This window comes from Ruegeria sp. S84 (assembly GCF_056583445.1).
Map to the genome: position 1 here is coordinate 2,742,828 of NZ_CM152618.1, position 14,269 is coordinate 2,757,096.

Annotated in this window: 17 protein-coding genes; 8 read left to right on the top strand and 9 right to left on the bottom strand. The window is 56.5% G+C overall.

Annotated features, from left to right (window positions below; genetic code table 11):
- Positions 1-39 precede the first annotated feature (39 nt).
- Positions 40-1,089, top strand: a complete 1,050-nt coding sequence (gene hemH / locus AC1DFB_RS13795) for a ferrochelatase (RefSeq protein ID WP_170408671.1) — start codon at positions 40-42, stop codon at positions 1,087-1,089.
- A 74-nt stretch (positions 1,090-1,163) separates the two neighbouring features.
- Here the strand turns inward: hemH and AC1DFB_RS13800 are convergent, their stop codons facing one another.
- A complete protein-coding gene (locus AC1DFB_RS13800; protein ID WP_010442520.1) occupies positions 1,164-1,346 on the bottom strand; it encodes a hypothetical protein in 183 nt (60 codons plus the stop codon).
- A gap of 139 nt (positions 1,347-1,485) precedes the next feature.
- The gene (locus AC1DFB_RS13805; protein WP_170395325.1) at positions 1,486-2,085 is read right to left on the bottom strand and encodes a L,D-transpeptidase; all 600 of its coding nucleotides are present in this window, start codon (positions 2,083-2,085) and stop codon (positions 1,486-1,488) included.
- Between the two features lie 169 nt (positions 2,086-2,254).
- On the opposite strand from AC1DFB_RS13805, the gene dalA reads away from it, so the two are divergent.
- Complete coding sequence (dalA, locus tag AC1DFB_RS13810) at positions 2,255-2,770, top strand: divisome-associated lipoprotein DalA (RefSeq protein WP_255611997.1); 516 nt, start codon at positions 2,255-2,257, stop codon at positions 2,768-2,770.
- A 70-nt stretch (positions 2,771-2,840) separates the two neighbouring features.
- Here dalA and AC1DFB_RS13815 read toward each other — a convergent pair whose 3' ends face one another.
- The 7 genes from AC1DFB_RS13815 to AC1DFB_RS13845 form a co-directional block, all read right to left on the bottom strand.
- On the bottom strand, positions 2,841-3,305 hold the full coding sequence (locus AC1DFB_RS13815; RefSeq protein WP_170395318.1) for a PTS sugar transporter subunit IIA: 465 nt from the start codon (positions 3,303-3,305) through the stop codon (positions 2,841-2,843).
- Between the two features lie 59 nt (positions 3,306-3,364).
- On the bottom strand, positions 3,365-3,928 hold the full coding sequence (gene hpf, locus AC1DFB_RS13820) for a ribosome hibernation-promoting factor, HPF/YfiA family (RefSeq protein WP_039541074.1): 564 nt from the start codon (positions 3,926-3,928) through the stop codon (positions 3,365-3,367).
- A gap of 252 nt (positions 3,929-4,180) precedes the next feature.
- Positions 4,181-4,939, bottom strand: coding sequence for an LPS export ABC transporter ATP-binding protein (gene lptB, locus AC1DFB_RS13825; protein ID WP_170395315.1), 759 nt, complete (start codon positions 4,937-4,939; stop codon positions 4,181-4,183).
- Positions 4,939-5,430 carry an LptA/OstA family protein gene (locus AC1DFB_RS13830; protein ID WP_255611996.1) on the bottom strand — a complete coding sequence of 164 codons (492 nt, stop codon included), beginning with the start codon at positions 5,428-5,430 and terminating at the stop codon, positions 4,939-4,941. Before AC1DFB_RS13830 ends, lptB begins: the two co-directional genes overlap by 1 nt.
- A 3-nt stretch (positions 5,431-5,433) precedes the next feature.
- The gene (locus tag AC1DFB_RS13835; protein ID WP_170408672.1) at positions 5,434-6,042 is read right to left on the bottom strand and encodes an LPS export ABC transporter periplasmic protein LptC; all 609 of its coding nucleotides are present in this window, start codon (positions 6,040-6,042) and stop codon (positions 5,434-5,436) included.
- A 4-nt stretch (positions 6,043-6,046) separates the two neighbouring features.
- Positions 6,047-7,009 carry a KpsF/GutQ family sugar-phosphate isomerase gene (locus AC1DFB_RS13840; RefSeq protein ID WP_170597161.1) on the bottom strand — a complete coding sequence of 321 codons (963 nt, stop codon included), beginning with the start codon at positions 7,007-7,009 and terminating at the stop codon, positions 6,047-6,049.
- Positions 7,006-7,620, bottom strand: coding sequence for a ribonuclease D (locus tag AC1DFB_RS13845; RefSeq protein ID WP_170395306.1), 615 nt, complete (start codon positions 7,618-7,620; stop codon positions 7,006-7,008). Before AC1DFB_RS13845 ends, AC1DFB_RS13840 begins: the two co-directional genes overlap by 4 nt.
- Before the next feature lie 143 nt (positions 7,621-7,763).
- Here AC1DFB_RS13845 and AC1DFB_RS13850 point away from each other — a divergent pair, with 143 nt between their 5' ends.
- The 6 genes from AC1DFB_RS13850 (at position 7,764) to flhB (ending at position 14,261) form a co-directional block, all read left to right on the top strand.
- Positions 7,764-9,083, top strand: coding sequence for an MFS transporter (locus AC1DFB_RS13850; protein WP_170626320.1), 1,320 nt, complete (start codon positions 7,764-7,766; stop codon positions 9,081-9,083).
- A 56-nt stretch (positions 9,084-9,139) separates the two neighbouring features.
- Positions 9,140-9,568 carry an Lrp/AsnC family transcriptional regulator gene (locus AC1DFB_RS13855; protein ID WP_480921494.1) on the top strand — a complete coding sequence of 143 codons (429 nt, stop codon included), beginning with the start codon at positions 9,140-9,142 and terminating at the stop codon, positions 9,566-9,568.
- Between the two features lie 72 nt (positions 9,569-9,640).
- Positions 9,641-10,309 carry a transglycosylase SLT domain-containing protein gene (locus AC1DFB_RS13860; protein ID WP_480921495.1) on the top strand — a complete coding sequence of 223 codons (669 nt, stop codon included), beginning with the start codon at positions 9,641-9,643 and terminating at the stop codon, positions 10,307-10,309.
- Between the two features lie 9 nt (positions 10,310-10,318).
- Positions 10,319-12,406 carry a flagellar biosynthesis protein FlhA gene (flhA, locus tag AC1DFB_RS13865; RefSeq protein WP_480921496.1) on the top strand — a complete coding sequence of 696 codons (2,088 nt, stop codon included), beginning with the start codon at positions 10,319-10,321 and terminating at the stop codon, positions 12,404-12,406.
- A complete protein-coding gene (locus AC1DFB_RS13870; RefSeq protein WP_480921497.1) occupies positions 12,403-13,176 on the top strand; it encodes a flagellar biosynthetic protein FliR in 774 nt (257 codons plus the stop codon). The genes flhA and AC1DFB_RS13870 overlap by 4 nt, the downstream gene beginning before the upstream one ends.
- Positions 13,173-14,261, top strand: a complete 1,089-nt coding sequence (gene flhB, locus AC1DFB_RS13875) for a flagellar type III secretion system protein FlhB (RefSeq protein ID WP_480921498.1) — start codon at positions 13,173-13,175, stop codon at positions 14,259-14,261. Before AC1DFB_RS13870 ends, flhB begins: the two co-directional genes overlap by 4 nt.
- Positions 14,262-14,269: the final 8 nt, after the last annotated feature.

Here is a 14,269-nt window from a genome sequence, read left to right on the forward strand (position 1 = left end):
TATATCTCTGGCCAGACACCACAAATCAGGAAGCTTTCAATGTTTGATGCCACTCGTCCAACCCATGCCCCTGCAGACCATCCCAAGGTCAAGATGGGCCGCGTCGGCATCCTGCTGGCTAATCTGGGAACTCCAGATGACTACAGTTATTGGCCTATGCGGCGGTATCTGAACGAGTTCCTGTCGGACAAGCGCGTGATCGACTACCCGGCGTGGAAGTGGCAGCCGATTCTGCAAAGCATCATTCTGACCAAGCGGCCTTTCAGTTCGGGTGAGGCGTACAAGTCAATCTGGAATCACGATAAGGGCGAAAGCCCGTTGATGACGATCACCAAAGATCAGACTGCCAAGCTGCGCGCAGCGATGCAGCAGCGGTATGGCGATCGGGTGATGCTGGATTTTTGCATGCGTTACGGCAATCCTTCAACTCCGTCGAAGGTCCGAGAGATGGTAGAAGAAGGCTGTGATCGCATCCTGTTCTTCCCGCTCTACCCGCAATACGCCGGTGCCACGACTGCTACAGCAAATGATCAGTTCTTCCGCGCGTTGATGAAAGAGACATGGCAGCCTGCCAGCCGAACTGTTCCGGCCTATTTCGACGAACCTGCCTATATCGATGCGTTGGCGAGCTCTGTCGAGCGCGCCTATGCAGATATGGAGACAAAACCGGATGTCCTGGTCTGCTCGTATCACGGGATGCCCCAGCGCTATTTGCAGCAAGGGGACCCCTACCACTGCCAATGCGTGAAAACATCAAGGCTACTGAAAGAGCGTCTGGGATGGACGGATGATCAGCTGATCTCGACCTTTCAATCGCGCTTTGGACCTGAAGAATGGCTGAAGCCCTACACCGTTGATCACGTGGCTGATCTGGCGCGTCAGGGTAAGAAGAACATCGCCGTCATCGCACCTGCCTTCTCTGCCGATTGCATTGAGACGCTGGAAGAGATCAACGAAGAGATCAAAGAGAGCTTCGAAGAGGCAGGTGGTGAATCGTTCACCTATATCCCTTGCCTTAACGACGATGATTCGCATATCGCCGCGCTGAGTAAGGTGATCGAAGACAATCTGCGTGGTTGGTTAGACTAATCGCGCTTTCACCAGACACGAAAAAAGGCGGTGGTTTGCACCACCGCCTTTTAAGTGCATAAAGTCTCGTCGACTTAGCTTGCTGCAACAGCTGCGGCAACAACAACCAGCAGGATCAGCGGCAGGATGATGCCCTGCGACGAACCTTGGGTCTCTTCGACAACAACAGGTGCTTCAACAACCGGCTCTTCCAGATTGCCAGCATATGCGGTCGAAGCAGCAGCAGTCAGAGCAGCAGCGAGAACGAGTTTCTTCATATTAACCTCCAGAATTTGCGCGATTCCCAATAGCGAAACCACGCATCTAAGACTTACCTCGTGAGTTTTTCTAATCAGCAATGCAGGCGGATTGCAATTGCAACTTGTCCCGCAAGCGGGTTCGTGCGCGAAAATGTCGTCAAATTAGCAACACTTGCGTGCCGACCTTAGCCATAGAAAACAGTTCGGCGATGTCATCGTTGAACAAGCCAATGCACCCGTTCGACGACCGGCGTCCAATTTTACGCGTATCGTGGGTGCCATGGATGCGATAATACTTCCAGCTCAGATATAAAGCGTGTGTTCCCAGCGGGTTATCAGGACCCGGCGGAATATAATCCGGCCATTCAGGGTTGCGCTTCTTCATCGATGGCGTCGGTGACCAGCTTGGGCCTTCCACCTTGCGAATGACACTGGTGCGTCCGCGACGGGTCAATTCCTCGGTCAGAGGCACCGAAGAGGGGTACAGTTTGTATACGGATTGATCATCTGACCAATAATGCAGCGCTCTGGATACGGTATCCACCAGAATAGCACCGTTTCGAGTGTTCGAAAAATAGGGCTGCCAGTCCAGCGCACGGAATCCCGACACATTGCGGCGTACCGGAGCTTCCGGTTCCGGGGCGGGGCGTAGCGGGTCGCCCGGAATATACTGAGCCAACGCAGGCGAGGCCAAGCTGGCGGTTGCACCGGCCAGGAATCCCCGGCGCGTCGATGTAAGAATATGTTTCTTGACCATGGAGATCGGTCCTCTGCTAACAGCAAATGCAAAATCTAAGGCATTTTATGGCCAGAATGCTTCAGTCGCAAATCAAACCGGCAGAATCACGCAAGGTTGGGGCATTGTAGGTTTGCTCCGGGCGGTCAAGCAGGCTATTTCCCTTCTCGACACAATATTTAGGCCGATCATGACACGTATTCTTTCTCTACTAGCGATTTGTTTTGTCGCACTTGCGGCATGTACCGATTCGGGCACATCCGCTATTGGCGCCGATGGCAGGCCGCTGCCATCTGTGTACAAAATTCGTGGCAACCCTGAAAAGCTGCAGTTCAGAATGCTGGATTCGGTGAATGCCTTGCGGCAAGCATCTGGCCTGCAACAGGTCCAATTGAACTCGCAACTGAATGCAGCTGCCGCCACTCATGCGAAAGACATGGCGCGACAGAATCGGCCCTGGCATTTTGGTTCGGACGGTTCGTCTCCGTTGGATCGCGCGGCGCGCGCCGGTTACTTCGGTACATTCCTGGGTGAAGCGATCTCGGAAACCTTTGAGACCGAGACCGAAACGCTGGCCGCATGGATGCAGGAACCCGGTCCTCGTGCTGTGATCATGGACCCGCGCGCCACCCAGATGGGATTCGCCTGGCACCAAGAAGGCGGTGGCAAGATCTGGTGGACGCTGGAAATGGGATCCGGCGGCTGATCACGCCAGCTAAAGAAACAAAAAAAGCCCCCGACAAATCGGGGGCTTTATTTGTTGATAAGTGGGCCAATCAGGCAGCTTGCATCGATTGCGCTTCAGTCAGAATGGCATACAGCTTTACCGGGTCAGGGTTGGCCCGCAGCTTGGCGCAGACCGATTGCTCGCGCAGCGTGCGCGAGACCAACGCCAGCGCCTTAAGGTGTTCAACCCCCGCCTCTTCTGGCGCAAACAGGGAAAACGCCAAATCGACCGGCTGACGGTCGACCGACCCGAAGTCGATGGGCTTTTCCAGCATGACAAACACGCCCGAAACCGATTCCAGTTCGGAAAGCCGTGCGTGCGGAAGTGCAACACCATGTCCAACACCAGTTGGGCCAAGGCTCTCCCTCTCAAGCAGGCTGTCTACGATCGTCTGAGCATCCAGCCCAAGCGTCGCGGCGCCCACATCGCCAATTTCCTGAAACAAACGCTTCTTGCTGGAAGCAGCGGACAGTACACGCACCGCTTCTGGCTTTAGAATGCTCGAAAGCTCCATCATTTTGCTCCTAAGCCGTGCCCCCAGCTATTCGGGGGCAGGCCGATTAGTCTTGCCTGTTACGGATCGATCCAACCGATATTGCCGTCCTCGCGGCGATAAACGACATTCAATCCGTCCTTGTTCTCATTTCGGAACACCAGTACCGGAGCACCAGCGAGTTCCATCTGCATGACGGCTTCACCAACACTGAGCGATGGGATCTTGGTTTCCATCTCAGCCACGATCATGGGCTGCAGCGATTCGGGTTCGTCTGCCGTCTCCGATTCGTCAGAGGCGAGGATATAAGAGGACGCGCCAAAGAGTTCAACCGGCTCGGACCGATCCTTGTGGTGGTCTTTCAGGCGGCGCTTATAGCGTCGCAGTTGTGTCTCCATCTTGTCGCAGCAGCCTTCGAATGCCGCGTAAATCTCGGTCGCGTGCGCCTTGGCCTGTGCGGTCAGGCCGGTCGACAGATGCACGGTGGTTTCGCATACATATTCATGCGCCGAACGGGAAAAGACGACGTTGGCGTCTGTAGGCCGCTGGGCATATTTGCCCACGACCTCGCCCAGTTCGGTCTGCACATGGGTCTGCAGGGCCGCACCGATGTCGATCTGTTTTCCGCTGATTTGGTAACGCATGTGATCTCCTTCACAATTCACACCCATTCTGACGTCGCGTAACGCGACTGACTTGTTTTTATCGGGTGGGGGGTATCGGCATGTTCTGCGGTTGCCGTTGGCCCGGCCCTTCAACGAAGGGAGATCGAGATCCAGTTTGGAACCGAAGAAATGCCATATGCCAATTGAGCCAAGAGGTGAGGGAAGAGTCAATCAAAACAGGTGTGTATATACGTGATTTCCGTCATGCATCAGGCGCATCTCCGCACAACCTTATGAAATACGGAAGTTTTCACCCAGATAGACCCGGCGAACATTTTCGTTTTCGACAACTTCATCGGGCGTGCCTGACATCAAAACCTGGCCGTCATGCAAGATATAAGCCCGATCCACAATCTCCAGCGTTTCCCGGACGTTATGATCCGTGATCAGCACTCCGATGCCACGCTTTTTCAGATCGGCCACCAGATGCCGGATATCACCGACACTGATCGGGTCGACACCCGCAAATGGTTCGTCCAACAGCAGATATTTCGGATCGGCGGCCAGACAGCGCGCAATTTCGACCCGGCGGCGTTCCCCGCCGGACAATGCCAATGCAGGCGCTCGGCGCAGGTGTTCGATGGAAAAGTCCGATAGCAGCTCTTCCAGCCGCTCCTTGCGGCGATGGGCATGTTTAACCGTGATATCTAGAACCGAAGCGATGTTGTCTTCAACGCTCATCCCGCGGAAAATCGACATCTCCTGCGGCAGATATCCGATCCCCATCCGTGCACGACGATACATCGGCAGGGTCGTGACGCTCTGCCCATCAATCGTGACCGTGCCCGCTTCGGGGAAAACCAGACCGGCGACAGAATAAAAAGTGGTGGTCTTGCCCGATCCGTTCGGGCCTAGCAACGCCACGACCTCGGAGCGGTTCAATTCCATGGACACATCGCGAATGACGGTCTTCTTGCGATAAGACTTTCGTAGCTTTTCGATCTTCAGACCGGAAGAACCTTCAGCGATGGAGAGTTCGGGCCGGTTCATCAGTTGCCACCTTGTTGCAGAATGGTTTTGACACGCCCTGACATCGTCGCAGTTCCCGTCGTCAGATTTGCAATCATCTCGTCGCCGCTGATGATACTTGGGCCCTGCGTCAGCAACACGTTGCCCTTCATCTCAATCACGCCGGAGTCGATGGTGTATTCTGCCCAATCGCCCTCGGCTGCGTCGGGCGGACTGACCAGAACCACGTTTTCGGTGGCCTCCATCCGTTCGATGGCCGAGCGTTCTTCGTTATAGATGACAAGAACCCGGTCTGCCGTCAGGCGCATCTCACCCTGGATGACAATGACGTTGCCGATAAACTCGGCCGATCCATCTTCCTGATTCACGTTCAATGTCTCGGACGTCACCTCGACCGGCAGCGTCGGGTCGGCATTGACAGAGCCGAACGCCACCTGAGCCTCTTGTGCAGAAACAGGTGTGGCTCCGACAGCCACGGCTAGACACAAAAAGGCGACACGTAAATCGAACACAAGTTATCTTTCTGCTTTTTGCGGCTCATATATCAACTTCACGCCGCCTGTAAAAAGAATATGAACCGGACCGTCCTTTTTTTCGGTCCCAAACACCATTCTTCCGGCAGTAAAGTCGCCAATCGGACCGGTTCCGTCAATCTGGCCAGGGCTATCACCACGTATTTCATCCAGTGACGTATTCAACAGGTCGGTGGTGACCTGGATGCCGTCTCTGGTGGTGATGACCACATCCCCTGCAAACGTTGCAGTACCCTTGTCTGGCCTGATGATGCCTGTGTTGGATTCGAGTGTGATCTCGCCCCCATTGCTTAGTCCAAAGCGGCCCTGCACTTCGGCTGCCGTCGGTGTGTCGCCATCGCCACCCTGACTGGCCCTTCGGGCTTCGACGCGGATTTCCTCGCCCTTGCGGGTGACACCTTTATAGTCGGGCCGCGTGACCACCTGGTCTGTCAGCCGGTCGTCAATATCCTGATCACTGAACGGCACCGAGACATTGGTGTCGACGCTGCGAGAAAGAAGAAAGACAGAAGACAGCAACAAAATCGCCACAAGCGGTAACAGTACCTTCAGGAACTGCACCCATCGGGAATGGCGATCAACTTCAGCCATCTTCCTAACCCAATCCTACACGCAGACAGTCATGTATGTGCAGCAGACCCAAAGCTGGGCCATTTGTGTCAGGATCAACCACAAAGAGTGACGTGATCTTGCGATCGTTCATGATTGCAACCGCCTCCTCCGCCATGGCACTTGGCGCAATGGTCATTGGGTTTTCGGTCATCACCTCTTCGGTGTTTTTGCTCAATAGTCCGTCCATGTTCCTGCGCAGGTCGCCATCGGTCACAATACCCAGCAAACGACCTGCATGATCAGTGACTCCCACAACACCAAAGCTCTTCTGACTCATGACCAGCAGCGCCTCGCTCATCGGGGTGCCAGCGGTCACCAAGGGCAAATCTTCATGCATCAGATCACGCACAGTAGACAGTTGCGCCCCCAACTTTCCACCTGGGTGGTAAGCGCGGAAATCTTCGGGTTTGAAATCCCGGTACTTCATCAGCGCAATCGCCAGCGCGTCGCCCATCGCAAGGGTCAGCGTCGTCGAGATTGAAGGCACCATCCCAAAACCACAGGCCTCTCCCAGTGACGGGATAAGCAGATGCACATCCGCCTGTTTCATCAAGGTGCTTTCCGGCTTGCTCGACAACCCGATCAGCGGAATTCCAAAGCGACGCGTAAAGGCCAGCAAGTTCGCCAGTTCCGGTGCTTCGCCAGAATTCGAGATGGCAAGAACCACATCGCCTTTCGACACCATGCCAAGATCACCATGGCTGGCCTCGGCAGGATGGACGAAATACGCCGGTGTTCCGGTGCTGGCCAAAGTGGCTGCAATCTTGTGGCCAATGTGTCCCGACTTGCCAATACCGCTGATAATGATGCGGCCAGTGGCCTGCAGGATCAGTTGCACGGCTTCGGCGAAATGCTCGTCCAAGCTTTCGGCAAGGACCTCCAATGCGCGGGCTTCGTCGGTAACGACCTGCCGGGCGGTTCTGAGGAATGCTTCGGTGTCAGTCATGAGTGCGCAAAAATATCGGTTTCGGGCCAGCCTGCGAGGTCAAGCTTCGCACGCATCGGCAGGAAATCAAAACACGCCTGCGCCATTTCGGTGCGGCCTTCGCGGGCCAGACGTCCGTCCAGTGCATCCCGCAGTTGGTGCAGGTACAAAACATCCGATGCCGCATAGTCCAACTGGGCATCAGTCAGCGTTTCAGCGCCCCAATCGCTCATCTGCTGTTGCTTCGAGATATCGACGCCGATCAGTTCCTGACACAGGTTCTTAAGACCATGACGATCAGTATAGGTGCGCACCAACCGGCTGGCGATCTTGGTGCAATAGACCGGGGCGGCCAAAGCGCCAAAGGTGTGATACATCGCAGCAATATCGAAGCGGCCAAAGTGGAACAGCTTCAAAACATTCGGATTTTCCAGCATCGCGCACAGGTTCGGCGCCTGCGTCTGCCCAATCTCAACCTGAACGATATGGCTGTTGCCGTCCCCTCCTGACATCTGGATCACGCACAGGCGATCTCGATGCGGGTTCAACCCCATGGTTTCGCAGTCAATGGCCACGGTGGGGCCCAAATCCAACCCGTCCGGCAGGTCATTTTTATACAGATGGTTCGCCACGGAAATGTCCTTTGTGCGCTTTCGGCCCCGAGATAGGCGGTTTGGTCCGCAAACTCAACGCCGTCCTTGGAAAAGCCGCACCCTTGACCTTATGGCCAACACGAGAACTATGGATGCGACACCGCGATTGAGAAATTCCGACAATGCTCAGCATCCTGAGAAACCGCACCTACAGACATCTGCTGGCCGCGCAGATCGTGGCGCTGACCGGAACCGGGCTGGCGACGGTTGCCTTGGGGCTGTTAGCCTTTGATCTGGCCGGAGAGGCCGCCGGGATGGTCCTTGGCACCGCCCTGACGATCAAAATGATCGCCTATGTCACCGTTGCCCCGCTTGCTGCTGCCTTTGCCGAGCGGCTGGATCGTCGCCGGATGCTGGTCGCACTGGATTTGGTGCGCGCTGTGGTTGCGCTCTGCCTGCCTTTCGTGTCCGAAATCTGGCAGGTCTACGTGCTGATCTTTGTGCTGCAATCCGCCTCAGCCGGATTTACACCCGCGTTTCAGGCCACCATCCCGGATGTGCTGACCAACGAACAGGACTATACCAAAGCCCTGTCCCTGTCGCGGCTGGCTTACGATCTGGAAAGCCTGCTGAGCCCGATGCTGGCCGCCACCTTGCTGCTGTTCGTCAGTTTCGACAGCCTGTTTCTGGGCACCTGTGTCGGTTTTGTCGCCTCGGCCTTGCTTGTGGTGTCTGCAACTTTGCCCTCACCCAAACCATCCCAGCCGCGTGGCATCTATGACCGCACAACGCGCGGCATTCGAATTTACCTTAAAACCCCGCGCCTGCGGGGCCTGCTGGCGCTGAGTTGGAGCGCGGCCGCGCTCAGTTCGATGGTCATCGTCAACACGGTCGTGATCGTGCGCGGCGATCTTGGTCTTTCTGAAAGCGCCGTTGCCATCGCGCTGGCCGGGTTCGGTGGCGGTTCGATGCTCGCGGCATTTGCACTGCCACGCCTTCTGGATCACATTCCAGAGCGTCGCGTCATGCTGGGTGGTGCATCATTGGCGACGGGCACCATGGCAGCAGCGGCGCTGCTATCTGCCACCCTACCGATGACGCTGGGCTTACTGACAACGACCTGGCTATTGGTCGGCTTTGGATACTCCAGCACGTTGACGCCCTCGGGCCGCCTGCTGACCCGATCCGCCCACCCCGAAGATCGACCCGCTGTGTTTGCCGCACAGTTCACTCTGTCTCATGCTTGCTGGCTGGTGCTTTATCCCCTGGCCGGGTGGCTGATGACCCGCTTTGGCGTAACTGTGGCCATGGCCGGAATGGTAACTGCCGCGATTCTGGGTCTGGTATTTGTGCTCATTGCCTGGCCACGGCGCGAAGACAATGCGGTGGTCCATAACCATCCTGACCTTCCACAGGATCACCCCCACCTGTCTGGGCCAAAACCTCATGCGCATCCGATCATCATTGATGAACTGCATCCCCGTTATCCGCACCAGCCTTGAGCCCGAACACCAAACTACCCTAAACCGAGGCGAAGTTGCCTGAACCCGGAGCCGCAATGGACCAGCTTGACCGACGCATCATCGCCGCTTTGCAACACAATTCACGCGATTCGACGACCCTCATCGCCTCTAAGCTTGGCGTCGCCCGAACAACGGTGCATGAACGCATCAATCGCATGGAGGAGCGAGGCGTTATAGCAGGGTACTCGGTTGTCTTGCGCGAAACCGAAGATACGCCACGCGTTCAGATCATCGTTCTGCTTGAAGTGCAGCAGAAAGAAACCACACGGATCATCAAGCGGCTTGATGCTTATCCCGAGGTCAAACTGTGTTTATCAATCAATGGCGAGTTTGACCTGCTGCTTTCCGCCGAAGCGCCACGGATCGAAGATCTCGACATTCTGGTCGACGAACTTGCGCGCATCCCCGGCGTGTTGCGTACCAACACCAGTGTGGTTTTTGGCCGAAAGATTGATCGAAACTAAGGCGCGCTAACTCTCTGTAAACAGATGATTGGATAGCTTGGCCCGGACTGATTAGAATTCCGGACCGGCAGAATGCCAATTCAAAACCTCCTGATTGCGGCGCTTATGTTTTTGGCGCAGGCCGCAGACGCGGCGACAACGGCAGCTCTTTGTGACCGCGCAGCGCAACGGGCTGCGCTGGCCGAAGACGTTCCGCTCGATGTTCTAAAGGCAATTGCCCGCGTAGAAACAGGCCGCACGCAGAACGGATTACTGGAACCCTGGCCATGGACCGTCAATCGTGAAGGACAGGGATATTGGTTTGCCTCCGAGGTTGAGGCAAAGTCTTACGTGTTCGACATCTTCAAATCCGGTGTACGCAGCTTTGACGTCGGTTGCTTTCAGATCAACTATCGCTGGCACGGGAAGGCTTTTCGCTCGATCGACGCGATGTTCGATCCGGATGAAAACGCAGTTTATGCGGCGCGGTTTCTGGCCCAGCTTTATGCGGAACTTGGATCATGGCCCGCCGCTGCCGGGGCTTACCACTCGCGTACGCAGCACCTCGCGGCCTCATATTCTGACCGTTTTCAGACGGTCCTGGCGCAGCTGAATGGCTCGGGCAAAGCCCACGAACGCGATCCATTCACCGCATCTGCCAGCCCACTCATCCCGCTGAACGCTCATCCGGTCGGCCAGAACGCGCTAGGGTCTCTGGTCCCCGAAACTTCCACGGCCACCGCATTCATTGCATTCAATTAGGAGCAGATCGTGCCCCGAATCGATCCCCGCAACTTGTTCTCTCCAACCATACTGCTGGCGCTGGCGCTGATGGCGGTCATCGTGATGATGATCCTGCCCATGCCAGCCTGGGTACTGGACGTGGGGCTGGCGGCGTCCTTTGCGCTGGCGATCCTGATCTTCACCTTGACGCTGTTCATTGAGCGGCCTCTGGATTTTTCATCTTTCCCGACGATCCTGCTGGCCTCACTGATGTTGCGCTTGTCGCTGAACGTGTCCTCAACCAAGCTGATCATCGGTCAGGGGCACACCGGCACCAACGCCGCTGGTGACGTGATCGAAGGTTTCGCCCAGTTTGTCATGGGCGGCAGCATCTTTCTGGGCCTTGTGGTGTTTGGCGTTCTGCTGATCGTGAACTTCATGGTCATCACAAAGGGTGCGGCCCGCATGGCCGAAGTGGGTGCCCGGTTCGCGCTGGACGGGATGCCGGGCAAACAGTTGGCCATCGACAGTGACATGTCGGCTGGAGCCATCGATCACCAGCAAGCCAAAGAACGACGCGAGCGCGAGCAGCAGGAAACCACCTTTTTTGGTTCGCTCGACGGCGCGTCGAAATTCGTCAAAGGCGATGCGATTGCCGGGTTGCTCATCACACTTCTCAACCTCGTGATGGGATTGGTCATGGGGGTCATCGTGCATGGGATGCCGGTATCGTCCGCCTTCGAAACCTATGCAATCCTGACCGTTGGGGACGGGTTGGTATCGCAGATACCAGCAGTGATCATCTCGATTGCGTCTGCCTTGCTGTTGGCGCGTGGCGGTACGCAGGGTGCAACTGACAATGCGATCTTCTCGCAGCTTGGACGCCACCCGGCGGCGTTGGGCACCGTAGCGGTTCTAATGGTGCTGTTCGCCCTGGTGCCCGGTTTGCCGTTCTTACCGTTCATTCTTGGGGCCGGGGTGCTGGGCTATGCGGCTTATTCAGGCCTCAGAAAACGCAACGCCAGCGAGGCAGAGGCTCAGACCCCCGAGGCCGAGTCTGACACTCCGGTTTCACAGGCCATCGGTGATATCCTTGACCTCGACGACGTTCACTTGGAATTCGCCCCCGATCTGGTCAGCATGGTGCTGAATCCCGGTACCGGCCTTGACGCGCGGATCGCCAACATGCGGACCTATGTCGCCTCAAGCTTTGGGCTTATCCTGCCCGAAATTCGATTGACTGACCGCGCCGATCTTCCGACCGGAACTTATGTGATCAAAGTACAAGGGGTCGAACAGGCGCGTGGTGTTCTGAATTCTGAACTCGTGCTCGCACTGGTACAGGACGGGCACGACTTTCTACCTGATGGCACCGATGTGACCGAACCCGTCTACGGTGCCCCGGCGCGCTGGATATTGCCCAAGGACCAGGAGGTCGCCGCACTGAATGGGGCCACCATCGTCACCCCTCCTGAAATTCTGGCGACCAATCTGCTAGAGATCATCAAACAGAATTTCTCGCGCCTTATGACCCTGAAATCCCTTCGCCGCCTGCTGTCCGAGATGACGCGGCTCAGCGATCCGACCCGAGCTGAAGCCAACCGCAAAATGCTGGACGAATTGATCCCGGACAAGGTGCCGATCGACACACTGCATGCTGTTCTGCGGCTGTTGCTAGACGAACGGGTCTCGATCCGAAACATGGCGCTGATCCTTGAAAGCGTGGCCGAAGCACGATTGACCACCACCCAGCCCGAAGGGATCTGCGAACTGGTCCGCCAGCGGCTGGGCTTTCAACTGGTTGCCGACATGAAGCGCGAGGACGGCTCGATCCCTCTGATCCAACTCGCGCCGGAATGGGAGGACACATTTGCCACCTACCAGATCGACGCCGCGAACGCCGGTATCGACGTGGCACTACCGCCCAACCTGTTCAATAAGCTGGCCGATGGAGTTGTCGATAGCGTCGCAAAATCAGCAGATCACGGGTTGTTCCCGGCGGTCGTAACCACGACCCGCCGACGCAGATTGCTCAGGACCATTATGCACGCGCGCGGCGTCGCCAACCCCGTCCTGTCTTTTGAAGAGATCGGGCTTGAGGCGCGCCCCGCCTTGGTCGGAACGGTGCCCGCGTGATCTCAGTCCCGTCAGAGCTTTTGCCACATCTGGGGCAAAACCTGTGGCATCTGTTTGCCGTATTTCTTCGTGTGTCCGCATTGGTTTCGCTACTACCGGCCTTTGGTGAACGCAGCGTCCCTGTGCGGGTCAAACTGGGCGTGTCAGTTGCTTTCACAATGATTGTCATTCCCGCCATACCCGCATCGGGTGTTATGCCGGGCTTTCACAAAATGATTGGATTAATCACCATCGAAGTCTTGATCGGTCTTATGCTCGGCATCGGGTTGCGCCTGTTTGTCCTTGCACTACAAACTGCAGGTTCAATCGCGGCGCAAGCGACATCCTTGTCTCAGATCCTTGGCGGAGCGGCCGCAGAACCTGTCCCGGCGATGGGGTATCTGCTGACGCTGGCCGGCTTGGCGCTGGCGGTATTGCTTGGCCTTCATATCCGTGCAGCGCAGTTCATGATCCACAGCTATATGCTGTTTCCGATGGGCGCGCTTCCAACTGCGCCTGATCTATCGCAATGGGGCGTTGCGCAAGTCGCCCGCAGCTTTGGACTGGCCTTTGCGCTGGCGATGCCCTTTGTCATCGCATCGCTGATCTACAACCTCGCACTGGGCGTAATTAACCGCGCCATGCCGCAGCTCATGGTCGCTTTTGTCGGTGCCCCAGCAATCACTTTCGCAGGCCTTTTCCTGCTTTTCGCCGGGGCACCATTGATCCTGGCAACCTGGTCTGACGCTTTGTTCACCTTTTTCCAAAACCCGCTTGGAGGGCTGCGATGAGCGCATCAGACGACGACAGTGATAAGTCATTTGAGGCGACCCCGCAAAAGCTGGAAAAAGCCCGCAAAAAAGGCGAGGTGGCGAAGTCCAATGATCTGTCGGTGGTGGCTGCATACATGGGACTGCTCGTCGCACTTTTGCTCACGGGGCAATTCACGGCAGAGCATCTGGGGACTGTGTTCGTGGTCTTGATCGACCAATCAGATCAATTCGCAAGCTTGCTGACCGTCGGACCCGCGACATCCACCGTCGCTGGGATTCTGAGATCAACTATGGCACCAATCGCCGCGTTGTTTATCGTTCCGGCAGTCGCGGTGTTGCTCAGCCTGATCGCCCAGCGCGCACTGATCTTCGCGCCGGAAAAGCTGAAACTACGCGGTTCACGCATCTCGATCGTCTCAAACGCAAAGAACAAGTTTGGCCGGGGCGGGTTGTTCGAATTCGCCAAGAGCTTTGTTAAATTGTTGATCTATGGAACATGCCTGACCCTATTTTTACACGCCCACCTGCCCGAGATTCTGACAGCCAGTGCAGCCGCCCCGAGATCCTCAATTCTGTTGATGATGAACTTACTCAGCCAATTTCTGTTTATCGTCATAATGATCGCGCTGGCGATCGGCGTGATAGACTATCTGTGGCAACATGCCGAACACCTTCGCAAAAACAGAATGTCACGCAAAGAAATTCAGGATGAAACCAAGGATTCCGAGGGTGATCCGCACGTTAAACAGCAGCGTCGCCAACGCGCGCAGGACATAGCAACCAAGCAGATGATGGCGGATGTGCCCAAGGCCGATGTGGTGATCGTCAACCCGACGCATTATGCGGTGGCGCTGAAATGGTCGCGAGCAAGTTGCAGCGCTCCGGTTTGCGTCGCCAAAGGGGTAGATGAAATCGCGGCAACAATCAGGGCCACGGCCGGAGACGCAGGCATTCCTATTCATTCCGATCCACCAACAGCACGCGCATTGCACGCGACCGTCGGGATCGGACAGGAAATTACCGAAGAATACTACCGACCCGTTGCAGCAGCTATTCGGTTTGCCGAAGCCATGCGCAAACGAGCGAAGGGCCAGGTCGGATGACGCAAGAT

What these genes read in the sequence shown, in the direction of transcription:
- hemH (WP_170408671.1), top strand. Translation starts at nt 40, where the DNA reads ATGTTTGATGCCACTCGTCCAACCCATGCCCCTGCAGACCATCCCAAG.
- AC1DFB_RS13800 (WP_010442520.1), bottom strand. Translation starts at nt 1,346, where the DNA reads ATGAAGAAACTCGTTCTCGCTGCTGCTCTGACTGCTGCTGCTTCGACC.
- AC1DFB_RS13805 (WP_170395325.1), bottom strand. Translation starts at nt 2,085, where the DNA reads ATGGTCAAGAAACATATTCTTACATCGACGCGCCGGGGATTCCTGGCC.
- dalA (WP_255611997.1), top strand. Translation starts at nt 2,255, where the DNA reads ATGACACGTATTCTTTCTCTACTAGCGATTTGTTTTGTCGCACTTGCG.
- AC1DFB_RS13815 (WP_170395318.1), bottom strand. Translation starts at nt 3,305, where the DNA reads ATGGAGCTTTCGAGCATTCTAAAGCCAGAAGCGGTGCGTGTACTGTCC.
- hpf (WP_039541074.1), bottom strand. Translation starts at nt 3,928, where the DNA reads ATGCGTTACCAAATCAGCGGAAAACAGATCGACATCGGTGCGGCCCTG.
- lptB (WP_170395315.1), bottom strand. Translation starts at nt 4,939, where the DNA reads ATGAACCGGCCCGAACTCTCCATCGCTGAAGGTTCTTCCGGTCTGAAG.
- AC1DFB_RS13835 (WP_170408672.1), bottom strand. Translation starts at nt 6,042, where the DNA reads ATGGCTGAAGTTGATCGCCATTCCCGATGGGTGCAGTTCCTGAAGGTA.
- AC1DFB_RS13840 (WP_170597161.1), bottom strand. Translation starts at nt 7,009, where the DNA reads ATGACTGACACCGAAGCATTCCTCAGAACCGCCCGGCAGGTCGTTACC.
- AC1DFB_RS13850 (WP_170626320.1), top strand. Translation starts at nt 7,764, where the DNA reads ATGCTCAGCATCCTGAGAAACCGCACCTACAGACATCTGCTGGCCGCG.
- AC1DFB_RS13855 (WP_480921494.1), top strand. Translation starts at nt 9,140, where the DNA reads ATGGACCAGCTTGACCGACGCATCATCGCCGCTTTGCAACACAATTCA.
- AC1DFB_RS13860 (WP_480921495.1), top strand. Translation starts at nt 9,641, where the DNA reads ATGCCAATTCAAAACCTCCTGATTGCGGCGCTTATGTTTTTGGCGCAG.
- flhB (WP_480921498.1), top strand. Translation starts at nt 13,173, where the DNA reads ATGAGCGCATCAGACGACGACAGTGATAAGTCATTTGAGGCGACCCCG.